This window comes from Sphingobium sp. TomTYG73, assembly GCF_055394245.1.
In genome coordinates, this window is sequence record NZ_AP027339.1 from 140,156 (window position 1) to 162,286 (window position 22,131).

Genomic DNA, 22,131 nt, shown 5'->3' on the forward strand with positions numbered 1-22,131 from the left:
GTTCTTAGCCGTGATCGCCCGGTCCCTCTGCCAGCGCGGCTTGCCCTCTTGACCGTTCGCTCTTAAGGGGACGGGAATCAGGGACAAGCATCAGGGACGTAGGTAGATATGGCGCGAACCACGAGCCGGCCGCTCTCGCCGCATTTGACGATCTGGAAATGGGGGCCTGCTATGGCCATCTCCATCCTGCACCGCGTGACCGGCAACGGTCTGGCCACGGTCGGGATTCTGGGCGTGGTTTGGTGGTTGATGGCCGCTGCGATCGGTCCCGAAGCCTATGCCACCTTCATCAAATGCGCCACTTCGCCGCTTGGTTATCTGGTGATGATCGGCATCAGCTGGTTCTTCTTCCAGCATCTGATGTCGGGCCTGCGCCACTTCGTACTGGATATGGGTGCGGGCTATGAGCTCAACACCAACAAGACCTGGTCGCTGGTGATCCCGGTGCTGTCTACGCTGGCCACCGTTGCGTTGTGGGCCACTATCTTTTCGGGGAAAATCTGATGGGTACGGGAACCGGAATCGGCCGCGTTCGTGGCCTTGGTTCGGCCAGGCATGGCGCGCACCACTGGCTGGCGCAGCGTTACACGGCTGTCGGCAACCTGCTGCTCGTTCTGTGGCTGATCTTCAGCCTCGTGAGCCTGCCGGGGCTGGATTATGAGAGCGTCCGCAACTGGATCGCCAATCCGCTGGTAGCAGTGCCGCTGGTGCTGATGCTGGTCAGCATCTTCTATCATCTGCGCCTGGGCATGCAGGTGATGCTGGAGGATTATGTTCACGACAAGGGGCTGAACTTCTTCTGCATCCTGCTGCTGAACTTCTACACCATCGCTGGCGCCGCCGCTGGCATCTTCGCGATCGCCAAGATCGCCTTCACGGGGATCGTCAAGTAATGAGCGAAGCCTACAAGATCATCGATCACACTTACGACACGGTCGTGGTGGGCGCTGGCGGTTCGGGCCTTCGCGCGACCATGGGCAGCGCCGAAGCGGGCCTGAAGACCGCCTGCATCACGAAGCTGTTCCCGACTCGCTCGCACACCGTCGCGGCGCAGGGTGGAATCGCCGCTTCGCTCGGCAACAACTCGCCCGACCACTGGACCTGGCACATGTACGACACCGTCAAGGGGTCGGACTGGCTGGGCGACCAGGACGCGATCGAATATATGGTGCGCGAAGCGCCTGCGGCCGTGATCGAGCTGGAACATGCCGGCGTGCCGTTCAGCCGCAACGAGAATGGCACGATCTATCAGCGTCCCTTCGGCGGTCACATGCAGAATATGGGCGCCGGCCCGCCGGTGCAGCGCACCTGCGCCGCCGCCGACCGTACCGGCCATGCCATGCTTCATGCGCTCTATCAGCAGAGCCTGAAGTATGACGCGGACTTCTACATCGAATATTTCGCTATTGACCTGATCATGGAAGACGGCCCGAATGGCAAGGAATGCCGGGGCGTCATCGCCATCTGCATGGAGGATGGTTCGATCCATCGTTTCCGCAGCAAGGCGGTCGTGCTGGCGACGGGCGGCTATGGCCGCGCCTATTTCTCCGCCACTTCGGCACACAGCTGCACCGGCGACGGCGGCGGCATGGTGCTGCGCGCTGGTCTGCCTTTGCAAGACCTGGAATTCGTGCAGTTCCACCCGACCGGCATCTATGGCGCGGGCGTGCTGATCACCGAAGGCGCGCGTGGCGAGGGCGGTTATCTGACCAACTCCGAGGGCGAGCGCTTCATGGAGCGCTATGCGCCTTCCGCGAAGGACTTGGCATCGCGCGACGTCGTATCGCGCTCGATGGCGATGGAAATGCGCGAAGGGCGGGGCGTGGGTCCGAACAAGGATCACATCTTCCTGCACCTCGACCATATCGATCCCAAGGTGCTGGCGGAGCGTCTGCCAGGCATCACCGAAAGCGGCAAGATTTTCGCGGGCGTCGATCTGACCCGTCAGCCGTTGCCCGTCACGCCGACCGTCCATTACAATATGGGCGGCATCCCCTGTAACTATCATGGCCAGGTGGTGACCAAGGTCGGCGACGATCCGGAAGTCGTGGTGCCGGGCCTCTATGCGGTCGGCGAAGCTGCCTGCGTGTCGGTGCATGGCGCGAACCGCCTGGGCTCCAACTCGTTGATCGACCTTGTCGTGTTCGGCCGCGCTACCGGCCTGCACCTCAAGGAAACGATCAAGCCCAATGGCTCGCATCGTCCGCTTCCCGCCGATGCGGCCGATCTGGCGCTGTCGCGTCTGGATCACTACCGCAACGCCAAGGGTGGTTCGCCGACGGCGAAGATTCGCCTCGAAATGCAGCACACCATGCAGAAGCATGCCGCCGTGTTCCGCGACAGCGCGCTGCTGTCCGAAGGCGTCACCAAGATGGCGCAGGTCAATGCGAGCATGCAAGACGTTGGCGTTTCCGACCGTTCGCTGATCTGGAACACCGACCTCATCGAGACGCTGGAGCTGGACAACCTGATGAGCCAGGCCGTCTGCACCATGGTCAGCGCGGAAAATCGCAAGGAAAGCCGTGGCGCTCATGCGCATGAGGATTTCCCGAACCGCGACGACGCCGAATGGATGAAGCACACCGTTAGCTGGTTCGAAGGCTGGGGCGGCAAGGGCGGCAAGGTGTCGCTCGATTACCGCCCGGTGCATGACTACACGCTCACCGATGAGGCCGAATATATCAAGCCCAAGGCGCGCGTTTACTAAGGCGCGCCGTCCAGTGGGATAGGTAAGAGGGCGGGCTGCAAAGCTCGCCCTTTTTGTTTATGGTTCAGTTCAAGTCGAGGGAGGTCAGGCGATGGCGGATGCAAGCAGACATGGCGGCCAGTGTCATTGCGGCGCCGTCCGGTTCGAGGTTGAGCTGAGCAATGGCCTCGACAGCGCCCGCCGATGCACCTGCTCATTTTGCCGGATGCGGGGCGCCGTAGCTGTCACGGCGAAGTTGGACGGGCTTCATGTCGTTCGGGGCGCCGATATGCTGACGAGCTATCGCTTCAATACGGGAGCGGCGGAGCATTTCTTCTGCTCGCGGTGCGGCATCTACACGCACCACCAGCGCCGCTCCAATGCAAACGAATATGGGGTGAATGTGGCATGCCTTGAGGGAATGAGCCCCTTTGATTTCGATGAGGTGCCCGTGCTGGATGGCAAGAACCATCCGAGTGACAATGGCGGGCTTGCGCGGATGGCAGGAGTGCTGCGGTTTATTCGCGCTGAAAGTGAGGGGTGAGAGGTAGGTCGCCGAACGGGTTGGGACAGGCCGACTTGTCGGCTGACGACCAAAATCCGACTCTTTTTATCTCCCCTCCCTTTCAAGGGAGGGGCTATGACTGCAATCCACCCCTCGATGTCACGTTTTAGAATTGCGGCAAAGCCCCTCTGGCGCCCGTGCCATCGTCTCGCTAAGCCTTCATCCAATGACGATAGATCCTCTGGTCCTGCTGCAGGCCTATTCCATCGGCGTGTTTCCCATGTCGGATGACCGGGATGCGGAGGAGGTTTATTGGATTGAGCCCAAGCGGCGAGCGATCATGCCGCTCCATGGCTTTCGCATGTCCCATTCGCTGGCCAAGACGATCCGGCAGGAGCGTTTCCGCGTGACTGCCAACCGCGATTTTGGCGGTATTGTCTCGCTATGCGCGCAGGCGGCGGAGGATCGGCCGTCGACCTGGATCAACAAGGAGATCGAGCAGACATACCGGCATCTGCACGAGATCGGCTTTGCGCATTCGATCGAGGTTTGGGATGGCGAGGAGCTGGCGGGGGGCCTCTATGGCGTCGCTTTGGGCCAAGCCTTTTTTGGCGAAAGCATGGTGTCTCGAAAAACCGATGCTTCAAAGGTCGCTCTGGCCTGGCTCACCGCCCGCATGCTCTTTTCAGGCTTCACCTTGCTCGATTGCCAATTCATGACCGACCATCTTCGGTCATTGGGCGCGATAGAAATCAGCCAGAAGGATTATCTGGGGTTGTTGGCAGGTGCGCTGGGCGATGTGCCGCTAGGCGCGGGCCGTTCTTCGGCATTGGCCGGGGGTTCGGGGGGCTGGGCCGAACTGGCATTTGCGCCGCTCGGCGGAGACGCGTCCGATGGGGGTTCGCCTTTGCCGCCAAGCTTGACCGTGTCGGGGCCGCTTTCCGGCCAGGACATCGTGCAGCTTCTTACCCATACATCGTAGATAGGATGCTGCACCACGTTGCGGTCGGGCCGTTCCTTGAACAGCCAGCCCGAAAAGTTGCGGCGCCACTTATTGTCGGCGGTGCTGCGCACATCGAGTTGAACGAAAGCCCCGGTTTCGTGAACATTTTCCCAGGGGGCGGTCGTCTCACACGCCTGCAGGCGGACGATTGCGTCGCCTACGCGTAAGGCGTCGCCGGGCTTCATCGTGAGGTCGGTGGTGATGCCGTTGCGCTTGTTGAGCAGGCCGATCACCGCGACGCGATCCGCCATGGGCGTGCCAGGCAGGGCAGAAGAATCGCCATTGCGAATCTTCTGCCCCTCGATCTTCACGGGGCCGGTCTGGTTCGCAGTGGGGAGTTCATCGCCGCCGCAGGCCGCAAGCGACAACAGCAGGGCGAGGGGCAGGATCGGCAGGACCGTCCCCGCCGGGCGCAGGGTCATGATGCGTCGGGGCTCCACGCTTCATAATCGCCGGTCGCGCGCTGGCGCTGCGCACCTTTTTCCAGCGCACCCGTGGGCCGGTAAGCATTGGGAGTGCCAGTCGCGTTGGGCGTGAAATCCCGTTCCCAGATACGGGGCGGGGGGAGGAAGCTTTCCGGCGTTCCTTCGATCGTGTGATGCAGCCACCCATGCCATTCCGCAGGCACGCGGCTAGCGTCGTTATTGCCGTTGTAGATTACCCAGCGGCGGGTGTGGCCGTGCACGTCCGTGCCGCCTTCATAATAGACATTGCCCTGATGGTCCTCGCCCACTTTCTTGCCCTTGCGGGAGGTATAAAGTGCGGTGCCGATGGTCGCGCCATTCCACCAGGTGAAGATCTTGGCCAGGATTCCCATGGGGCAAGCGCTTAGCGCCTGCCGTGGGGGATTGGCAAGGCGGATATGGCGTCAGCGGGTGCGCGGCGGGCAGAAATCGAGGTTGGGGGGACTTTTGACCGCAGGATCGACGCAGCTGCCCCAAGATACACCGTCGCCCTCGGCGATGCCGAGTTCAGCCGCCCGCCCGCCTCGCAGCTCAAGGACGGCCGCCACGGGAACCCCAGCAGAAACCGGCACGCGTGAATAGGGTGCGGCATTGGCGGCGATGAAGGTAATCACCCCGTCGGTGCGGATGAAGATCATGTCGAGCGGGATCAGCGTGTCCTTCATCCAGAAGCTGGCGGTGCGGGGAGGCGACATGGGAAAGAGCATGCCGCTATTTGAATCCAGGGACTTGCGGAACATCAGGCCCTTTTCCTGCTCCTTTTCGGAGATGGCGGTTTCCACCGCAAAACGATGCCTTCCCGAGTCCGTACGGATTTCAAGGGGGAGCAGATTGGTCTGCTGGTTTGTAGGGCTGGCGGTCTTTTCCGCCTTGGGCTGAGTGGGAGAACAGGCGGCTAAAACCGCGACCAGGAAGGGAAAGGCGATCCGCATCCTGTTGTGCTAGCCTATCCGGGAGTAGTGGCGCCACAGATTTTGCGAGGCTCCATGGCGCGCCGTCACTGGTCGGGTTCTGGCGGCTCACCGGGGGCAGCGTCCGTCCAGCGACGGGCGGTGTCGAAACTGTGGCCTGCGCGCAGGAAAGCGGCGATGGCCTTTTCACGCTGTTTTGGATCTGTCGCCGTCGTGGCATAGGGGCCGAGGCGTTTGCGGCGGGCGAAACGATCGGCCGCAGCCCAGCTATCGTTATCGACCTGAGCATCCGCTTCTTCCCGATCAGTGTCCGCTATGCCATCGGCGCGCAGGGTCTGTGCAACGCGGCGTGCGCCATAGCCGCGACGGGTAAGCGCCGCGCTTTTCATGACGGCAAAGCTGCGATCATCGACATAGCGCAGTTCGGCCAGTCGCTCGACCAGCCGTTCCGGCGCGGGCGGACCTTCGCCAGCCCATCCGCGTTCCTGCAGTTTGCGGTTGAGATAGGCGAGCAGCTTCGCCCGGCTCGTCGCGAAACGGCCGACGTAACGCAGGGCCAGATCGCGCAGGCTGTCGCCATCCAGCGGCGGTCGGGGGCGTTTGCCGGTCATATGAGCGCCTTCATGGCAATGGTTTATGCGACGGGCGCCTTGATTATGCCACAGTGGGGCCGGAATTTTACCGCGCCTCATGCTGTAGAAGGCCAAGCTGGAATGCAACTATCCGGTGCATTGCCGCTTCAAAGATGATAGCGGCGCGCCCGGATGACAAGATTGAAATTGGGTGAAACCAATATGACGGGTTCGCAAAGCATGATGGCTCCTACGCCGACCAATGACGTCCTTCCCCGGCGCTTCTCGGATTTCGAGACGCTGGGCGAGGCGCTCGACTACGCGGCGCAGGGGCAGCGCGGGCTGAATTTCCATGATGCGCGTGGCAATCTGGCGCAACCCTACCCCTTTGCCGAACTGCGCGCTGATGCCATCGCATGCGCCCACCGCCTGATCGCCCATGGTGTGCAGCCAGAGGATCGCGTGGCTCTGGTGGCCGAAACGGGCACCGACTTCGCGCAACTGTTCTTCGGCATCATCTATGCGGGTGCCTGGCCGGTGCCGCTGCCGCTGCCCACCAGCTTTGGCGGCAAGGAAAGCTATATCGACCAGCTGAATGTCCAGTTGGACAGCTGCGACCCGATGCTGTTCCTCTTCCCCAAGGAACTGGAAGAGATGGCGGGAGAGTCTGGCCGCCAGAAAAATGTCGAGAGTATTGCGTTCGAGGACTTCATCGCGCGCGAGGCCGTGACCTGCGATCTGCCGCAGGCGAAGGGCGAGGAAATCGCCTATCTGCAATATTCCAGCGGTTCGACCCGCTTCCCGCATGGCGTCGCGGTGACGCACCATGCGCTGCTCAGCAACCTCGCCGCGCACAGCCATGGCATGCAGGTGCAGGATAGCGACCGCTGCATCAGCTGGCTGCCCTGGTATCATGACATGGGTCTGGTCGGCTGCTTCCTGTCGGTCGTCGCTAACCAGGTGTCGACCGATTATATGAAGACCGAGGATTTTGCCCGTCGTCCGCTCGCGTGGCTGGACCTCATCAGCCGCAATGAAGGCACCTCGATCAGCTATTCGCCGACATTCGGCTACGACATTTGCGCACGGCGCATGTCGAGCCAGACGAAGGCTCAGGATCGGTTCGACCTGTCGCGCTGGCGGCTTGCGGGGAACGGCGCGGACATGATCCGGCCTGACGTGATGCAGAGCTTTGTCGATGCCTTTGCAGATGCTGGGTTCTCGCCCAAGGCGTTCCTGCCAAGCTATGGTTTGGCCGAAGCGACCTTGGCGGTCACGATCATGCCACCGGGCGAGGGCATCATCGTCGAGCTGGTCGAGGAAACGGACCTCTCTGGCGGCGACGCGACCGAGGGACGCCCGCAACGCTTTCGTTCGATCGTCAATTGCGGCAAGCCCGCGCGCGACATGATTGTGGAAATTCGTGACGAGGACGGCGGACTGCTGAACGAGCGGCAGATCGGCAAGGTCTGGACCACTGGCCCGTCGCTGATGGTCGGCTATTTCCGCGATCAGGAGGCTACCGACGCCTGCATGGCGGATGGTTGGCTGGACACGGGCGACATGGGATATCTCAGCGATGGCTATCTCTACATTGTCGGCCGCGCCAAGGACATGATCATCATCAATGGCAAGAATCACTGGCCGCAGGATATTGAGTGGGCCGTTGAGCAACTGCCGGGCTTCAAGCAGGGCGACATCGCGGCCTTCGCGATCACCACGCCGGGCGGCGAGGAAGCGCCTGCCGTGCTGGTGCATTGCCGGACGTCCGACAATGACGAGCGTACGCGGCTGCGCGACCAGATTCGCGAGCGGGTGCGGGCGATCACCGGTATGAATTGCGTCGTGGAGCTGGTTCCGCCGCGTACCTTGCCACGCACGAGTTCGGGTAAATTGAGCCGGTCGAAGGCGCGGAACCTGTATCTGACGGGTGAGATCAGGCCTTATGACATTGCTGCTTGATTGGTGCGTCCGCTCCGGAACGCACTGAGGCATAATAGGATAACTAACCTCCGTTCGGGCTGAGCTTGTCGAAGCCCTTCACTTGCTTCAGCGAAGTAAAGCCCTTCGACAAGCTCAGGGCGAACGGCGGTTCAGTAGCGTTTTTAGCTCGCCTTCAGAACCTGCCGTTCGATCGTGGTCCACAGGCTCGCGAAAGCCTGCGCCGGGGGTGAAGACGCCGCGAAGGCACCCAGCGGCTTCCTCTTCACCGTCATCTGTTCGACCATGCTGGCCATCGGGACAGCGGGCCAGCCGGGCTGTTCCTCCAACGCCTTGCGGTGCAGGGCGCGGCGCCGATCCACCATGGAATAGACGGGCAGGATCGGTGGATGCGATCCGCCGCGCTGGACGAGGTAGCGCGCCACTTCGCCCATCGCTCGTTGCGATAGGGGCGAGGGGATGACCGGGATCACGATCATGTCGGCGGCACGCAGTACCTGCTCGCTGGTTTCGGTGAGGCCGGGCGGGCAATCCAGGATGATGCGGTCATAATCCTTGCCCAGATTCTCGATCAGCTTGGCGAGCCGCTTCTTCTTGTCCATCTCGCGAAAGAGATGGTCGAGGCTGCGCAGAGAGGTGTCGGCGGCGATCAGGTCGAGGCCGGGCACGGTCGAAGGCTGGATGAGCTTACGCACCTCCACATCCTTGCTGAAGATCGCCTGCGCCGCGTCGCGGCTCTGCTTGTCAGTGGAGATGAGCCAGCTGGCCGCAGCCTGCGGATCAAGGTCCCACAGCAACGTCCGCCGCCGAGAGATGGATGCAGATGCCCAAGCCAGATTGATCGCGAAGGTGGTTTTGCCAACGCCACCTTTGAGGCTGTAGACGGCGATGGTCGCCAATGCCGGTTCCTTTGCCATGGGGTGAAAGCTACGGCTTTGACCCGCCAAAGCAAGCGGACAATCATAAGTTAATGACGCTGTCGTGACAGGATTGGTTTTCCCGTGTCCTCGGCGGGGAAGGCCCATGAAAAATCCCGCCGGAAATATCCGGCGGGATTCTCTTCGATCGTTCTGAAGGATCAAGCCGCCGCGCGGCGTTCCTTCAGTTCCTCGTTCAGCATCTCCGCGAGCAGGAAGGCTAGTTCCAGGCTCTGTGCTGCGTTGAGGCGCGGGTCGCAATGGGTGTGGTAGCGATCGGCAAGGCCCTCGTCCGTGATGGCGATGGCGCCGCCGGTGCACTCCGTCACATTCTGCCCGGTCATTTCGGCATGGATGCCGCCGCCGAAGCTGCCCTCGGCCCGGTGCACGGCGAAGAAGCCGCGCACCTCGGCAAGGATGCGGTCGAACGGCCGCGTCTTGTAACCATTGGCCGCCTTGATCACGTTGCCGTGCATCGGGTCGCAGGACCAGACGACCGGATGGCCTTCGCGCATCACCGCGCGGACCAGCTTGGGCAGGCCCGCCTCGATCTTGTCATGACCATAGCGCGTGATGAGCGTGATGCGCCCGGCTTCCCGCGTCGGGTTCAGCACGTCGAGAAGGCGGATCAGCGCGTCGGGCTCAAGGCTCGGGCCGCATTTCATGCCGATCGGATTGCCGATGCCGCGCAGATATTCGACATGCGCTGAACCTTCGAACCGCGTGCGGTCGCCGATCCAGAGCATGTGCGCCGACGTGTCGTACCAATCGCCGGTCAGCGAATCCTGACGGGTCAGTGCCTCTTCATAGGGGAGGAGCAGTGCTTCATGGCTGGTGTAGAAGCTGGTTCCGCCAAGCTGCGGCACAGTATCCGGCGACAGGCCGCAGGCGCGCATGAAGTCGAGCGCCGCGCCGATCTGGTCGGCCACAGCGTCGAACTTCGCCGCGAGCGGGCTGCGGCCCATGAAATCCAGCATCCAGCCATGAACACGATCCAAACTGGCATAGCCGCCGGTCGAGAAGGCGCGCAGCAGATTGAGCGTCGCGGCCGACTGGTTGTAGGCGCGCACCATCCGCTGCGCGTCGGGTTCGCGCGATTCCGGCGTGAAGGCGATGTCATTGACATTGTCGCCGCGATAGCTGGGCAATTCCACGCCGCCGATCGTCTCGGTATCGGCCGAGCGCGGCTTGGCGAACTGGCCCGCCATGCGGCCGACCTTCACCACCGGCAGCTTGGACGCAAAGGTCAGCACCACGGCCATCTGCAACAGCACCCGGAACGTGTCGCGGATGTTGTTCGGGTGGAACTCCGCGAAGCTTTCGGCGCAGTCGCCGCCTTGCAGCAGGAATGCCTCGCCGGTCGTGACCTTGGCGAGTTCAGCCTTTAGGTTTCGCGCTTCGCCGGCAAAGACGAGCGGGGGAAATTGGCTGAGCTGACCTTCCACGGCGGCCAGCGCCTGTGCGTCACGATAGAAGGGCATCTGAATGCCCTTATGCTCCCGCCAGCTTTCCGGCGTCCACTTCGCCGTCACGTCATGTCTCCTCATGCTAAAAATAGTGGCCGCCCCTACGCCCATGTGGGAATCAAAGCAAGTTTATACCATCCCCATCCAGGATGCGGCGCGGAGAAGGCGGGTTTCAGGTGCAGCGGATTGTCCACGTGCTGCGCGAACCAAGTTCCGCCGCTTCATTTCTTGCAAGGATAATGCTCGTTCAGCGCGATACTGACTATGACCGAGGCCGGGGCGTTGCGCTGGTCGGGATAGCGTTCAAGATAGGCGATGACGATGCGCCGCACTTCTTCCGCCTGCATCCGGTCAGGCCAGCAATTTGGCTGGGCGCGACCAATGAACACGTCCTTCTTGATGCCGTCCACCGCGCCGACGATGTACGCGGTGCAGGCCAGCGCATATTCCGGCGCCTTGTTGCGGCACTTTGCGCGCAGCGTGGTGCCGGTTTCGAACATGAAATGCTGGGCGACGGCAGGCGGAGTGGCCACCGGGCTCCCGAACAGGAGCAGAGCTGTCAGAATGTGCCATTTCATGAGCGGATGGTGCGCTTCCTGCACTGGTCTGTCCAGCCGGGCAGGCGCGCGCGCGACACGGACTGGCGCATTATTACGAAACCGTAACATAGGGTAAATAAAGGATTTACCCTAGCCTTGGCCGCCATTCCCAGCGCTGCGGGTCACCGTCCATGACGTCGATGCCACGTTCGATGAGAGCATCCCTGATTTGGTCCGACAGGGCGAAATCCTTTTCCGCGCGAGCATTCTGGCGGCGATCGAGTTCCGCCTCCACCTCGGCGGGCGTCGTTTGCGCGTCCTTGGGCGTGATCCGAAGGTCCGCGCGGCTCAGTTGAAGGAGGTTGAGCCCCAACGCCTGATCGAACGCGGCGATCAGGCACAGCTTCTCATCGACCGGCACCTTCTTGATGGCAATCGCCTCTTCCAGCAGTGGTAGAGCGCGCGGGGTCATGAGATCGTCGCTGATCGCGGCGTCGAACTGTTCGAGCAGCGGCGCGAGCTTGGGGTGAAGGTTGGCGCGAAGGTAATCGAGGCGCGGTGACTGCCAGGTTACGCCTTCGGCGCGGCTTTTCAGCCCCTCTACGCCCATGATCAGACGTTTGAGCCGGGTCAGCGCCGCGCCGACGCTTTCGGCGCTGAACTCCAGCTCGCTGCGATAATGGGCGCCGAGGCACAGCAGGCGGTAGGCGAGCGGATGCACGCCCGCGTCGATCAGCGAGAAGAGGGTGGTGAAGCCGCCCTTCGACTTGCTCATCTTGCCCTGGCGATCGACGAGAAAATTGTTGTGCATCCACCAGCGCGCACCGGTGAAGCCGGGTTGCGCATCGCTGCAGCCGCAATAAGCCTGATTCTGCGCGATCTCGTTGGGATGGTGAATTTCCCGATGGTCAATGCCGCCGGTGTGAATGTCGAACGGATGACCAAGGCGCGCCTCGCTCATGACCGAGCATTCGAGATGCCATCCTGGCGCGCCCTTGCCCCAAGGGGAATCCCATTCCATCTGGCGCTGGTCGCCCGGTGGGGACTTACGCCAGATGGCGAAGTCCGACGGGTTGCGCTTGCCCGCTACCGGATCGATGCGGGCGTGGGCAGCATCGTCCCGCCCGCCCGCCAGTGCGCCATAGTCGGGAACGGTGCTGCTGTCGAAATAGAGGCCGCTTTCCAGCTCGTAGCAGTGCGCTGGCGCGATCTTCTTCGCGAACTCGATCATCTGCGGGACATAGTCGGTCGCGACAGTCCATTCGCTGGGTGCCATGATGTTGAGGTCCGCGATATTTTGCTTGAAGGCGTCGGTATAATGGGCCGCTATGTCCCAGATGCTCTTCGCCTGGGCACGGGCGGCGGCCTCCATCTTGTCATCACCCGCGTCGGCGTCGCTGGTCAGGTGGCCGACGTCGGTGATGTTGATGATGTGAGTGACGTCCAGGCCCTTCCACAGCAGCGTGCGGCGCAGCGTGTCCGTGAAGACATAGGCGCGCAGATTGCCGAGATGGGCATAATTATAGACGGTAGGACCGCAGCTGTAGACGCGCGCGTGGTTCCCGTCGATCGGAGCGAAAGGTTCGACCGTACGGGTCAGGCTGTTGAACAGGCGCAAGGGCGCGTCGGCATGCTGCTCGGCAGGGGTGAACTGGTCGCTCATGGTGAGTGCCATGCGGCGCTTCACCGCAGGAATCAACCATCGCGTTCATTGTAACAAATTGTTGCTAACGGGCCGATGCCTTGCACTAAGGCGTTTCCTTACCGATATTGCTGATGCGGGCCGGGCCCCTCTGGCGGCTGGAGTTGATCCAGCTGTGATGTCGGACCGCATCGAGTGCGCTCGGTGCAGGTTCGTAGGGCTGTCCCCCCTTCTAGCCTCGCGAAGACCGCGCCGGGCCACTCGATCCACATGATGTTTGTTGTTGAAGGATGGAGTTTTAACGCCGTGAACAATCCCGTTCGTACACCGAATTATGGGACGACGCAGGCGGCGCAACATGACGCCGGGCTGCGCAGTCACATGCTGGGCGTTTTCCGTAACATGGGGATCGGCCTGGTCATCACTGGCCTGGTCGCTGCCTTCATAGGCAATACGCCCGCGTTGGCCGCCGCGATTTTCAACACGCCGCTCAAATGGGTGGCTATCTTCGCGCCGCTGGCGTTCGTGTTCTTCTTCAGCTTCCGCATTGAAAAGATGACGACGGCTGGCGCGCGGATGGCCTTCTGGGCCTTTTCCGCCGTCATGGGCGTGTCGCTGGCCAGCATCTTCCTGGTCTTCACCGGGGCGAGCATCGCACAAGCCTTCTTCTCGGCGGCGGTGATGTTCCTTGCCATGGCGTTGTGGGGTTATACCACCGGGCGTGACTTGTCGAAAATGGGCTCATTCCTGATCATGGGCCTGATCGGCATATTGGTCGCGAGCCTCATCAACATCTTCATTGGCTCATCGGCCATGCAGATGGTGATCTCGATCATCGGCGTAGTTGTCTTCACCGGTCTGACGGCGTGGGACGTGCAGCGGATCAAGTCCGAATATTTCGCCTATGCCGGCCATGAAGTGGCGCAGAAGATGCAGGTCATGGGTGCGCTGTCGCTGTACCTGAACTTCGTGAACCTGTTCCAGATGCTGCTCAGCCTGACCGGCGAACGGGAATAATGATGCGCACTCCCGAAGCCGTGTCGGCCATGCTCTGCCCGGTCTGTCATGTCGGACTTTCGATGACGGATCGGCAGGGGGTAGAGATTGATTATTGCCCACAATGCCGCGGCGTGTGGCTGGACCGGGGCGAACTCGACAAGATCATCGAGCGGTCAGGCTCTGCCGCAACTCCGGCGCCGCAGCAGGTTCCCTATCGGCCGGATCGCGAATATCGCGACGATGGCCGATATTATCAGAAGAAGCGCAAGAAGAGCTTCCTGGAAGAATTGTTTGATTAGGACGGCCATCGTGCCGTCCTTTTTTGAAGCGCTTGCCTCTGGCCGCTGATCCTTTAGAGCTTTCCCTCAGTTCCACTTCGCGGCCAGGATTTCATGTCGACAAGCAATGCACCTCATGAGGTCACGCCCGTCATTCTTGCGGGAGGGTCCGGTACTCGGCTCTGGCCGCTGTCGCGCAAATCCTATCCCAAGCAATTCGTGCCGCTGCTGGGCGAGACGACATTGTTCCAGTCGGTCGCGCGGCGTCTTTCTGGCAAGGCCGAGCGATTTTCCTTTGACCGGCCGCTGGTCCTTACCAACTCACTCTTCCGCTTCATCATCGCCGAGCAACTGGCGAAGGAAAATATTGACCCGCAGGCTATCCTGATCGAGCCGGAAGGTCGCAATACCGCGCCCGCCATATTGGCCGCTGCGCTGTATCTGGTGGCGCGCAAGCCCGACGCGATCATGCTTGTCGCGCCTTCCGACCATGTCGCGCCCGATGTTGAGGCGTTTCATGCAGCCGTGGGCAAGGGGCTGGGCGCAGCGCAGGGTGGCGACCTTGTCACCTTCGGGATCAGCCCGACGCGGCCCGAGACGGGCTATGGCTATCTTCAGGCACAGAACAAGCCGGATGGTTCGGGTGCGCCGATCAAGCTCGCCAGTTTCGTCGAAAAGCCCAATGCGGCGCGGGCTGAAGAGATGCTGGCGACGGGCGATTATCTGTGGAATGCGGGCATCTTCCTCTTTGCCGCAAAGGACCTGATCGCCGCTTTCGAGCAACATGCGCCTGCGATCCTGTCGGCTGTGCGAGCTGCCGTTGAGCAGGCGGAGAGCGATCTCGGCTTCCTTCGATTGGCTGCAGAGCCTTGGGGGCAGGCGGAAAGCGTCGCCATCGACTATGCGATCATGGAGCGGGCCGACAATCTCTCGGTCGTGCCGTTCGATGCGGAATGGTCCGACCTTGGCGGCTGGGATGCGGTGTGGAGCCATTCGCAGCCGGATGAGAATGGCGTGGCGCTATCGGGTGCTGCGACGGCGCTGGATTGCCGCGACACATTGCTGCGGTCGGAGAGCGAGGGGTTGGAACTGGTCGGGCTCGGTCTCAACAATATCGTGGCGGTGGCGATGAATGACGCGGTGCTGATCGCCGACAAATCGCGCACGCAAGATGTGAAGCTGGTGGTCGAAGCGTTGCAGCGCAAGGGCGCGCCGCAGGCGGAGGCTTTCCCGAAGGATCATAGGCCGTGGGGCTGGTATGAGAGCCTGGTCGTCGGCTCGCGCTTCCAAGTGAAGCGCATTACAGTTCTGCCTGGCGCCTCGCTCAGCCTGCAAAGCCATTTCCATCGATCGGAACATTGGATCGTCGTCGAGGGGACGGCCAAGGTGACGGTGGGCGAAGACGTTCAGCTGCTGTCGGAGAACCAGTCCGTATATGTGCCGGTGGGCGCCGTTCACCGGATCGAAAATCCGGGCCGCATCCCGATGGTGTTTATCGAGGTGCAGACCGGGTCCTATGTGGGCGAAGATGACATCGTGCGGTATGAGGACCGATACGCGCGGAATTGATGCGGACCCAGACCGTCATCCCAGCGGAGACTGGGATCGCTTGAGGCTATGCCCTGCCCCATCGCTTGAGATCCCAGCCTCCGCTGGGATGACGGTTTTGGGTTGAGGTGAAACTTCAGTGCGCCGCTCCCCAGCTTGGGCCGTGACCGATTTCCACGCCTAGCGGCACGCTGAGCTTCACGATCGGTTCGGCGGCAGTTTCCATGACTTGGCGGATGACGGCGCTGGCTGGCTCCACATCCGCTTCGGGCAGTTCAAAGACCAGTTCGTCATGGACCTGGAGCAGCATCTTCACATTGTGCAGCCCTTCGGCCGCTAGCGCCGGTCCCATGCGGGCCATGGCGCGCTTGATGATGTCGGCGCTGGTGCCCTGAATGGGCGCGTTGATGGCGGCGCGTTCGGCGCCCTGGCGCTCGTGCTGGATCGGTGCCTTGATGCGCGGAAACCAGGTTTTGCGGCCAAAGAGCGTCTCGGTATAGCCGCGCGCGCGGGCTTTTTCGAGCGTTTCGGTAATGTAGAGGCTGATCCCGGGGAAGCGCTCATAATAGCGGCTGATCATGTCCTGCGCTTCGTCGGCGCTGATCTCCAGCCGTCCGGCGAGGCCCCAGCGGGAAATGCCGTAGAGGATGGCGAAGTTGATCGTCTTGGCTCGACCGCGCGTGTCGCGGTTCACTTCACCGAACAGCTGCTGGGCCGTGGCGGCGTGAATGTCTTCGCCTGCAAGGAAGGCTTCTCGGAGCGCCGGGACATCGGCGATATGCGCGGCGAGGCGCAGTTCGATCTGGCTGTAGTCTGCCGCGAGGATGACGTTGCCCGGCTCGGCGACGAAGGCGTGGCGGATCTGGCGGCCGACTTCGGTGCGGATCGGGATGTTTTGCAGGTTGGGGTCGGTCGAGGACAGGCGGCCTGTCTGCGCGCCGGACAGTGAATAGCTGGTGTGGACGCGGGCGCTGTCCCTGTTGATCTGGGCCTGGAGCGCGTCGGTGTAGGTCGATTTGAGCTTGGACAGTTGGCGCCAGTCCAAAATCTTTCCGGCGATTTCCGCGCCTTGGGCCTTCAATTGCTCAAGGATGGTGACGTCGGTGGAATAGGCGCCGGACTTGCCCTTCTTGCCGCCCTTGTAGCCCATCTTGTCGAACAGGATTGCGCCCAGTTGCTGGGTCGATCCGATGGCGAAAGGCTGGCCCGCAATGGCGTGGATTTCGCCTTCCAGCTTGGCGATTTCGGCGGTGAATTCGGCGGAGAGGCGGGACAGGGCTTCGCGATCGACCTTGATGCCTTCATGCTCCATCTTCGCGATGACCGAGACAAGCGGGCGGTCCACAAGTTCATAGACGCGGGTCGCGCCTTCGTTGGCGACGCGGTTCTTGTAGATCTTCCACAGGCGCAGCGTGACGTCCGCGTCCTCGGCGGCATATTCGGTCGCCTTGTCGAGCGGGACTTCGGCGAAGCTGATCTGGCTCTTGCCGGTGCCGCACACGTCCTTGAAGCTGATGCAGATGTGATTGAGGTGGACCTTGGCCGCTTCGTCCATGCCGTGGCCTGCGAGACTTTGTCCGGCGTCGAGGTCGAAGCTCATGACGATGGTGTCGTCATAGGGCGCGATTTCGATGCCGTGGCGGCGCATGACGGTCAGGTCATATTTGAGGTTCTGACCGATCTTGAGGACGCTGTCGTCTTCGAGCAGCGGCTTGAGCTTCGCAAGGACGAGGGCGAGGGGAAGCTGATCTGGCTTCTCCGCGAACATATCCTTCCCGCCATGACCCACCGGAATGTAGCAGGCCGAGTTCGGCCCGACCGCAAGGCTCACCCCGACGAGCGCGCAGGATACGCAGTCGAGCATGTCCGTTTCGGTATCGACGGCGACAAAACCCTCGGCATGGGCGGCGGCGATCCAGCGATCGAGCGCGTCTTCCGTCACCACTGTTTCGTAGAGGCTGCGGTCGATCGGCGGCTCTTCATCGAGGACCGGGGCGGACGGGGGCGTGCTTTCCGTGACGGCGAGCGCGGCGGTCGCGACCGCGACGGCTGCGGCGGGCGCGCCAAGGCGGGTCAGGAGCGACTTGAAGCCGTGATGCTCGAGGAAATTCTGGAGCGGTTCGGGCGGAATGCCCTTAAGAGTCAGCTCTTCCAGCGGTTCAGGCAGGTCCATCGCATCATGCAACGCGACCAGCCTGCGCGACAGGCGTGCCATGTCCGCATGGGCGATGAGGTTTTCCTGCATCTTCGACTTCTTCATCGAAGGCGCGGCCTCAAGCGCGGCTTCCAACCCGCCATATTCGCTGATCAGCTTGGCGGCGGTCTTGGGGCCGATGCCGGGGATGCCGGGGACATTGTCGACGCTGTCGCCCATCAACGCGAGGACATCGCCCAGCTGCTCCGGCTGGACGCCGAACTTCGTCATCACATAGTCCGCGCCGCGCCGCTCATTCTTCATCGTGTCGTACATGTCGACGCCGGGCTGGATGAGCTGCATCAGGTCCTTGTCGGAACTGACGATGGTGACGTGCCAGCCCGCTGCGACGGCGGCTTTGGTGTAGCTGGCGATGATGTCGTCGGCCTCGAAACCCGCTTCCTCGATGCAGGGGAGGGAGAAGGCGCGGGTCGCGTCGCGGATCATCGGGAATTGCGGGACCAGATCCTCCGGCGCGGGCGGACGGTTCGCCTTATACTGATCGTACATGTCGTTGCGGAAGGTGTGGCTGCCCTTGTCCAGCACTACCGCGAGATGGGTAGGGCCTTCCGCCTTGCCCAGTTCCTCGGCCAGCTTCCAGAGCATCGTGGTGTAGCCATAGACCGCGCCGACGGGCTGACCATGCTTGTTGGTGAGCGGCGGAAGCTGGTGATAGGCGCGGAAGATGTAGCCGCTGCCGTCGACGAGGTAGAGATGATTCTGGGCCATGGGCGCAGGGGATAGCGGGTAATGCTGGGTGGCTCCAGTGGGGTTGGTTGAGATGGCCGTCCCCGTGATTGGACACGCTGTCCGGAGGGACAGATGAAAATAGGAGCTGCTTTTGCGGACTGGCGAACGCAGCGGCAAAAAATGGCGGTTTTCCGTCGAAGTTCACACCATATGCGCGCGCGAGCCTGAGCGCGCGTGTGCGCGAGGGCGCATGTGCCGGACGTTTCAAAGAGGGATCGAGGATAAGCGCGCCGATGCGGGATAGGACAGGGTGAAATCGCGCGGTGTTGGAGAAATAGGATGGTTTTTGAGATTACTGTGGTCGTTGGGTAACGGTCGATATTTTCGCGTCGTTATTCGTCACCCCGGCCCTGACCCAGGTCTCTTTTTTTCTCTGGTGCCGATCGGGAGGAGGAAGCGGGACCCAGGGTCACGTCCGGGGTGACGACTGGAGCGAACGTCGTCAAACGACCATATCCAGACAGTGACATTGCCGCCGACAGCAAAAAAGCCGACATTTTCACCTCATGGCGAAGGCCACGCCGTAAACGAAAGAAGCTACGCAGAATATGTAAGCCGCGAATGCGGCCATGCCGTAGGGCTTGATTGCTCGAAAAGTCACAACAGCCGTAGCTAACGCTAAGGCCACGAAAAATCCGCCAACGAGCCAAGGTGATTGCTTCCCCATCGAAGGCAGCATCGAAATATACATTAGAATACCGAAGCAGAGCGCGCCGAACGTTGGCTTAATCCATTCGATCATTCCACGCTCTCTCCGGCGGTCGGTAACGTGACCTTTATGACCTAAACCGGCCAGTCCGCAATCCACCCATCTCGTCACCCCGGGCTTGACCCGGGGTCCCGCTGCCTTTTCATGCCAGCAGGTTGAATAGGTCCCGCCAGTCAGGATTGGCGCGCTCGATCAGGTCGTATTTCCATTCTCGCCGCCAGCGTTTGAGGCGCTTTTCATGTTCGATGCAGGCGGCGATGTCATCGCTGCGTTCGGCCCAGATGAGGCGGGTGAGGCCATAGCGGGCGCAGAAGTCGGAGCCGGTGCCCGAGCGGCGCTGGTGGATGCGGGAAGGGAGGTCCGAAGTCACGCCGACATAGAGTGTGCCGCGATAGCGGTTGGACATGATGTAGACCCAGCCGCCTTTTCTTTCGCGATCCATGCGGTGCGCTCTTGAAGAAGAAGCGGGACCCCGGGTCAAGCCCGGGGTGACGATGAGGATTGGGTGGGGTTAGAGGACTTCGGTTGCGCGTTCGGGTGGGCGGGCGATGACGGCGTCTTTTTCCGTGATGACGATGGCGCGTTCGATCAGGATCGGGTGTTGCGCCATGGCGTCGAGGACGGCCTTGTCGTCCGTCACGTCGAGGCCGATTTCCTTGACGATCCGCTCGCCCTTGCGGAGCGCCTCGGAAGGGCGGACGCCCGCCTTGGCCAGAACCGCTTCGATTTCGGAGCGGCTGGGCGGGGTTTTTAGATACTCTACTATCTCGACCTCAACCCCCGACGTCCCCTCCAGGATCGCGAGCGCGGCGCGCGATTTGGAACAGCGGGGGTTGTGCCAGATGGTCGCTATCATCGCTTCGACTTCCTTTATCGCCCTTGCTCGATCGGATTGCCCGACTGGTAGAGTTCAACTTCCATATTGGAAAAGAAGTATTTGAAGTTCCAATAAGCATAATAGGGGAGGGCAAGGCCGAAGGTGACCACGCAGAGAAGAAGAAGCCCGAGCGACATGATAAAATATTCCATGAAATGCCCGGTAAAAACGATCTTTCCCTTTTGCATGTCCATTCCCCCTTTTTATGAACCGTCTGTAGATGGCGCGGAAAGCCCCCCCTTCCGCGCACATATATCATTCCTCTCGGGCCAACCACTCTTCCAGCCACTTGATCGTGTAGTCGCCGTTCAGGAATTCGGGGTCCTTGAGCAGCTTCTGGTGGAGCGGAATCGTGGTCTTCATGCCCTCGATCACATATTCCTCCAGCGCGCGTTTCAGGCGCATGATGCAGCCTTCGCGGGTGCGGCCATAGACGATCAGCTTGCCGATCATGCTGTCGTAATAGGGCGGCACGCGGTAGCCCTGGTACAGGCCGCTATCGACGCGGACGTGCATGCCGCCCGGAACGTGATAGCTGGTGACGGTGCCGGGCGATGGCGCGAAGGTCTTGGGGTCCTCCGCATTGATGCGGCATTCGATGGCGTGGCCTTTGAACTCGATATCCGCCTGCTCGACCGAAAGCGGCTTGCCTTCGGCGACGCGGATCTGTTCGCGGACGAGGTCCAGGCCGGTGATCATCTCCGTCACCGGATGTTCCACCTGCAGCCGGGTGTTCATCTCGATGAAGTAGAATTCGCCGTCTTCCCACAGGAATTCGATCGTGCCCGCGCCGCGATAGCCCATGTCGGCCATCGCCTTGCGCACCACTTCGCCCATCCGGTCGCGCTCGGCGGCGGAGAGAACGGGGGAGGGGGCTTCCTCCAGTACCTTCTGGTGGCGGCGCTGGAGCGAGCAGTCGCGCTCGCCCAAGTGGATGGCGTTGCCGTTGCCGTCGCCGAACACCTGAAATTCGATATGCCGGGGGTTGCCCAGATATTTTTCCATATAGACGGTGTCGTCGCCGAACGCCGCCTTGGCTTCGCTGCCCGCCTGCTTCATCGAGGTTTCGAGCAGGTCTTCAGACGGTACGACCTTCATGCCGCGTCCGCCGCCGCCTGATGCCGCCTTGATGAGGACGGGATAGCCGATCTTTGCGGCGACCGCTTTTGCTTCCTCAACGCTGGAGAGCGCGCCGTCGGAGCCGGGGACCAGCGGCAGGCCGAGCGCGCCAGCGGTGCGCTTCGCTTCGACCTTGTCGCCCATGATGCGGATATGTTCGGGCTTGGGGCCGACGAAGGCCAATCCATGCGCTTCCACGATTTCCGCGAACTGGGCGTTTTCCGACAGGAAGCCATAGCCCGGATGGATGGCGTCCGCGCCGGAGATTTCAGCAGCGGAGATGATCGCTGCGACGTTCAGATAGCTGTCCTTGGCGGCGGGCGGCCCGATGCAGATCGCTTCGTCGGCAAGGCGCACATGCATGGCGTCAGCGTCGGCGGTGGAGTGGACCGCCACCGTCTTGATGCCCATTTCATGGCAGGCGCGGTGGATGCGGAGCGCGATTTCGCCGCGGTTCGCGATCAGCAGCTTTTCGATGGCCATGGGCGCGCCTTATTCGATGACGATCAGCGGCTGGTCATATTCGACCGGCTGGCCGTTATCGACCAGGACAGCCTTGACCGTGCCAGCATTGGGCGCGGTGATGGCGTTCATGACTTTCATCGCTTCGACGATCAGGACGGTGTCGCCCGCCTTCACGGTCGAGCCGACGGCGGCGAAGGGTGCGGCGCCGGGTTCTGCCGACAGATAGGCGGTGCCCACGATCGGCGAGCGGACGGCGTTGGCGGCAACAGCAGCTGCGGCTTCGGCAGGGGCTGCGACGGGCGCGGCCACAGGCGCGGCAGCGACCGGGGCTGCCAAAGGAGCGGGCGCATAGGCGACGGCGGCGGCGTTTGCGGCCTTGCGAGCGACGCGGATCTTGCGATCGCCGTCCTCCACCTCGATTTCCGTCAGGTTGGTGTCGTCGAGCAGGGCGGCGAGATCCCGCACCAGCTGCACGTCGACCTGCATTGCGCCCTTTTCAGCCTTATCGTTCATTTGAAGTCCCTGGACCGTAAAATCTCTTATGCG

General features: G+C 61.9%; 23 protein-coding genes and 1 pseudogene. 9 read left to right on the plus strand and 15 right to left on the minus strand.

What is annotated here, in order from left to right; translation table 11 throughout:
- The first annotated feature begins 108 nt into the window (after positions 1 to 108).
- The 5 genes from sdhC to aat all read left to right on the plus strand — a co-directional run bounded on the left by sdhC (position 109) and on the right by aat (position 4,173).
- On the plus strand, positions 109 to 504 hold the full coding sequence (gene sdhC / locus ACZ5TH_RS00750; protein WP_460987475.1) for a succinate dehydrogenase, cytochrome b556 subunit: 396 nt from the start codon (positions 109 to 111) through the stop codon (positions 502 to 504).
- On the plus strand, positions 504 to 893 hold the full coding sequence (sdhD, locus tag ACZ5TH_RS00755) for a succinate dehydrogenase, hydrophobic membrane anchor protein (protein ID WP_460987476.1): 390 nt from the start codon (positions 504 to 506) through the stop codon (positions 891 to 893). Before sdhC ends, sdhD begins: the two co-directional genes overlap by 1 nt.
- Positions 893 to 2,707: a succinate dehydrogenase flavoprotein subunit gene (gene sdhA / locus ACZ5TH_RS00760; RefSeq protein WP_464794271.1), complete on the plus strand. Its 1,815-nt coding sequence runs from the start codon at positions 893 to 895 to the stop codon at positions 2,705 to 2,707. The genes sdhD and sdhA overlap by 1 nt, the downstream gene beginning before the upstream one ends.
- A gap of 91 nt (positions 2,708 to 2,798) precedes the next feature.
- The gene (locus tag ACZ5TH_RS00765) at positions 2,799 to 3,230 is read left to right on the plus strand and encodes a GFA family protein (protein WP_460987478.1); all 432 of its coding nucleotides are present in this window, start codon (positions 2,799 to 2,801) and stop codon (positions 3,228 to 3,230) included.
- Positions 3,231 to 3,417: 187 nt separating this feature from the next.
- Positions 3,418 to 4,173 (plus strand): leucyl/phenylalanyl-tRNA--protein transferase, encoded by a 756-nt coding sequence (gene aat / locus ACZ5TH_RS00770; RefSeq protein WP_464794272.1) that lies wholly within the window; start codon positions 3,418 to 3,420, stop codon positions 4,171 to 4,173.
- A 35-nt stretch (positions 4,174 to 4,208) separates the two neighbouring features.
- Here aat and ACZ5TH_RS00775 read toward each other — a convergent pair.
- The 4 genes and pseudogenes from ACZ5TH_RS00775 to ACZ5TH_RS00790 all read right to left on the minus strand — a co-directional run.
- Positions 4,209 to 4,616: pseudogene (locus ACZ5TH_RS00775) on the minus strand (DUF2155 domain-containing protein); the annotation flags it as partial.
- Positions 4,613 to 5,011 (minus strand): NADH:ubiquinone oxidoreductase subunit NDUFA12, encoded by a 399-nt coding sequence (locus ACZ5TH_RS00780; protein WP_460987480.1) that lies wholly within the window; start codon positions 5,009 to 5,011, stop codon positions 4,613 to 4,615. The pseudogene ACZ5TH_RS00775 and the gene ACZ5TH_RS00780, both read right to left, overlap by 4 nt.
- A gap of 51 nt (positions 5,012 to 5,062) precedes the next feature.
- Positions 5,063 to 5,590, minus strand: coding sequence for a DUF192 domain-containing protein (locus ACZ5TH_RS00785; protein WP_464794273.1), 528 nt, complete (start codon positions 5,588 to 5,590; stop codon positions 5,063 to 5,065).
- Between the two features lie 65 nt (positions 5,591 to 5,655).
- Positions 5,656 to 6,180 carry a regulatory protein RecX gene (locus ACZ5TH_RS00790; RefSeq protein WP_464794274.1) on the minus strand — a complete coding sequence of 175 codons (525 nt, stop codon included), beginning with the start codon at positions 6,178 to 6,180 and terminating at the stop codon, positions 5,656 to 5,658.
- 201 nt (positions 6,181 to 6,381) lie between these two features.
- Between ACZ5TH_RS00790 and ACZ5TH_RS00795 the strand changes: the two genes are divergently transcribed.
- Positions 6,382 to 8,103 carry a fatty acyl-AMP ligase gene (locus ACZ5TH_RS00795; RefSeq protein ID WP_464795026.1) on the plus strand — a complete coding sequence of 574 codons (1,722 nt, stop codon included), beginning with the start codon at positions 6,382 to 6,384 and terminating at the stop codon, positions 8,101 to 8,103.
- A gap of 143 nt (positions 8,104 to 8,246) precedes the next feature.
- Here ACZ5TH_RS00795 and ACZ5TH_RS00800 read toward each other — a convergent pair whose 3' ends face one another.
- The 4 genes from ACZ5TH_RS00800 to cysS all read right to left on the minus strand — a co-directional run bounded on the left by ACZ5TH_RS00800 (position 8,247) and on the right by cysS (position 12,667).
- Positions 8,247 to 8,999 carry a ParA family protein gene (locus ACZ5TH_RS00800; protein ID WP_464794275.1) on the minus strand — a complete coding sequence of 251 codons (753 nt, stop codon included), beginning with the start codon at positions 8,997 to 8,999 and terminating at the stop codon, positions 8,247 to 8,249.
- 161 nt (positions 9,000 to 9,160) lie between these two features.
- On the minus strand, positions 9,161 to 10,531 hold the full coding sequence (locus ACZ5TH_RS00805) for a class II 3-deoxy-7-phosphoheptulonate synthase (RefSeq protein WP_464794276.1): 1,371 nt from the start codon (positions 10,529 to 10,531) through the stop codon (positions 9,161 to 9,163).
- Positions 10,532 to 10,686: 155 nt separating this feature from the next.
- On the minus strand, positions 10,687 to 10,965 hold the full coding sequence (locus ACZ5TH_RS00810; protein ID WP_196226439.1) for a Rap1a/Tai family immunity protein: 279 nt from the start codon (positions 10,963 to 10,965) through the stop codon (positions 10,687 to 10,689).
- Between the two features lie 184 nt (positions 10,966 to 11,149).
- Positions 11,150 to 12,667: a cysteine--tRNA ligase gene (gene cysS / locus ACZ5TH_RS00815; RefSeq protein ID WP_464795027.1), complete on the minus strand. Its 1,518-nt coding sequence runs from the start codon at positions 12,665 to 12,667 to the stop codon at positions 11,150 to 11,152.
- Between the two features lie 285 nt (positions 12,668 to 12,952).
- Here cysS and ACZ5TH_RS00820 point away from each other — a divergent pair, with 285 nt between their 5' ends.
- The 3 genes from ACZ5TH_RS00820 to ACZ5TH_RS00830 all read left to right on the plus strand — a co-directional run bounded on the left by ACZ5TH_RS00820 (position 12,953) and on the right by ACZ5TH_RS00830 (position 15,492).
- Positions 12,953 to 13,663 carry a Bax inhibitor-1/YccA family protein gene (locus tag ACZ5TH_RS00820; RefSeq protein ID WP_196225352.1) on the plus strand — a complete coding sequence of 237 codons (711 nt, stop codon included), beginning with the start codon at positions 12,953 to 12,955 and terminating at the stop codon, positions 13,661 to 13,663.
- A 2-nt stretch (positions 13,664 to 13,665) separates the two neighbouring features.
- On the plus strand, positions 13,666 to 13,944 hold the full coding sequence (locus ACZ5TH_RS00825) for a TFIIB-type zinc ribbon-containing protein (RefSeq protein WP_460987486.1): 279 nt from the start codon (positions 13,666 to 13,668) through the stop codon (positions 13,942 to 13,944).
- 93 nt (positions 13,945 to 14,037) lie between these two features.
- Positions 14,038 to 15,492 (plus strand): mannose-1-phosphate guanylyltransferase/mannose-6-phosphate isomerase, encoded by a 1,455-nt coding sequence (locus ACZ5TH_RS00830; RefSeq protein WP_464794277.1) that lies wholly within the window; start codon positions 14,038 to 14,040, stop codon positions 15,490 to 15,492.
- 115 nt (positions 15,493 to 15,607) lie between these two features.
- Here the strand turns inward: ACZ5TH_RS00830 and polA are convergent, their stop codons facing one another.
- The 7 genes from polA to accB form a co-directional block, all read right to left on the minus strand.
- Positions 15,608 to 18,394, minus strand: coding sequence for a DNA polymerase I (polA, locus tag ACZ5TH_RS00835; protein ID WP_464794278.1), 2,787 nt, complete (start codon positions 18,392 to 18,394; stop codon positions 15,608 to 15,610).
- A 520-nt stretch (positions 18,395 to 18,914) separates the two neighbouring features.
- A complete protein-coding gene (locus ACZ5TH_RS00840; protein WP_449471279.1) occupies positions 18,915 to 19,157 on the minus strand; it encodes a hypothetical protein in 243 nt (80 codons plus the stop codon).
- Between the two features lie 109 nt (positions 19,158 to 19,266).
- Positions 19,267 to 19,566: a GIY-YIG nuclease family protein gene (locus ACZ5TH_RS00845; RefSeq protein WP_464771869.1), complete on the minus strand. Its 300-nt coding sequence runs from the start codon at positions 19,564 to 19,566 to the stop codon at positions 19,267 to 19,269.
- A 69-nt stretch (positions 19,567 to 19,635) separates the two neighbouring features.
- Positions 19,636 to 19,980: an arsenate reductase (glutaredoxin) gene (gene arsC, locus ACZ5TH_RS00850; RefSeq protein WP_464771870.1), complete on the minus strand. Its 345-nt coding sequence runs from the start codon at positions 19,978 to 19,980 to the stop codon at positions 19,636 to 19,638.
- A gap of 14 nt (positions 19,981 to 19,994) precedes the next feature.
- Positions 19,995 to 20,189 (minus strand): hypothetical protein, encoded by a 195-nt coding sequence (locus ACZ5TH_RS00855; protein WP_464771871.1) that lies wholly within the window; start codon positions 20,187 to 20,189, stop codon positions 19,995 to 19,997.
- Between the two features lie 67 nt (positions 20,190 to 20,256).
- Positions 20,257 to 21,603 (minus strand): acetyl-CoA carboxylase biotin carboxylase subunit, encoded by a 1,347-nt coding sequence (gene accC, locus ACZ5TH_RS00860; protein ID WP_464794279.1) that lies wholly within the window; start codon positions 21,601 to 21,603, stop codon positions 20,257 to 20,259.
- A 9-nt stretch (positions 21,604 to 21,612) separates the two neighbouring features.
- Positions 21,613 to 22,098 carry an acetyl-CoA carboxylase biotin carboxyl carrier protein gene (gene accB / locus ACZ5TH_RS00865; RefSeq protein ID WP_464794280.1) on the minus strand — a complete coding sequence of 162 codons (486 nt, stop codon included), beginning with the start codon at positions 22,096 to 22,098 and terminating at the stop codon, positions 21,613 to 21,615.
- Positions 22,099 to 22,131 lie beyond the last annotated feature (33 nt).

Bases quoted from the DNA above. Each gene is read 5' to 3' on its own strand.
- ACZ5TH_RS00795 (WP_464795026.1), top strand. From the start codon at position 6,382: ATGATGGCTCCTACGCCGACCAATGACGTCCTTCCCCGGCGCTTCTCG.
- ACZ5TH_RS00830 (WP_464794277.1), top strand. From the start codon at position 14,038: ATGTCGACAAGCAATGCACCTCATGAGGTCACGCCCGTCATTCTTGCG.
- ACZ5TH_RS00800 (WP_464794275.1), bottom strand. From the start codon at position 8,999: ATGGCAAAGGAACCGGCATTGGCGACCATCGCCGTCTACAGCCTCAAA.
- polA (WP_464794278.1), bottom strand. From the start codon at position 18,394: ATGGCCCAGAATCATCTCTACCTCGTCGACGGCAGCGGCTACATCTTC.
- ACZ5TH_RS00845 (WP_464771869.1), bottom strand. From the start codon at position 19,566: ATGGATCGCGAAAGAAAAGGCGGCTGGGTCTACATCATGTCCAACCGC.
- sdhC (WP_460987475.1), top strand. From the start codon at position 109: ATGGCGCGAACCACGAGCCGGCCGCTCTCGCCGCATTTGACGATCTGG.
- sdhD (WP_460987476.1), top strand. From the start codon at position 504: ATGGGTACGGGAACCGGAATCGGCCGCGTTCGTGGCCTTGGTTCGGCC.
- ACZ5TH_RS00780 (WP_460987480.1), bottom strand. From the start codon at position 5,011: ATGGGAATCCTGGCCAAGATCTTCACCTGGTGGAATGGCGCGACCATC.
- arsC (WP_464771870.1), bottom strand. From the start codon at position 19,980: ATGATAGCGACCATCTGGCACAACCCCCGCTGTTCCAAATCGCGCGCC.
- ACZ5TH_RS00855 (WP_464771871.1), bottom strand. From the start codon at position 20,189: ATGCAAAAGGGAAAGATCGTTTTTACCGGGCATTTCATGGAATATTTT.
- ACZ5TH_RS00765 (WP_460987478.1), top strand. From the start codon at position 2,799: ATGGCGGATGCAAGCAGACATGGCGGCCAGTGTCATTGCGGCGCCGTC.
- sdhA (WP_464794271.1), top strand. From the start codon at position 893: ATGAGCGAAGCCTACAAGATCATCGATCACACTTACGACACGGTCGTG.
- ACZ5TH_RS00840 (WP_449471279.1), bottom strand. From the start codon at position 19,157: ATGATCGAATGGATTAAGCCAACGTTCGGCGCGCTCTGCTTCGGTATT.
- ACZ5TH_RS00825 (WP_460987486.1), top strand. From the start codon at position 13,666: ATGCGCACTCCCGAAGCCGTGTCGGCCATGCTCTGCCCGGTCTGTCAT.
- ACZ5TH_RS00790 (WP_464794274.1), bottom strand. From the start codon at position 6,180: ATGACCGGCAAACGCCCCCGACCGCCGCTGGATGGCGACAGCCTGCGC.
- ACZ5TH_RS00810 (WP_196226439.1), bottom strand. From the start codon at position 10,965: ATGTTCGAAACCGGCACCACGCTGCGCGCAAAGTGCCGCAACAAGGCG.
- ACZ5TH_RS00785 (WP_464794273.1), bottom strand. From the start codon at position 5,590: ATGCGGATCGCCTTTCCCTTCCTGGTCGCGGTTTTAGCCGCCTGTTCT.
- accC (WP_464794279.1), bottom strand. From the start codon at position 21,603: ATGGCCATCGAAAAGCTGCTGATCGCGAACCGCGGCGAAATCGCGCTC.
- cysS (WP_464795027.1), bottom strand. From the start codon at position 12,667: ATGAGCGACCAGTTCACCCCTGCCGAGCAGCATGCCGACGCGCCCTTG.
- accB (WP_464794280.1), bottom strand. From the start codon at position 22,098: ATGAACGATAAGGCTGAAAAGGGCGCAATGCAGGTCGACGTGCAGCTG.
- aat (WP_464794272.1), top strand. From the start codon at position 3,418: ATGACGATAGATCCTCTGGTCCTGCTGCAGGCCTATTCCATCGGCGTG.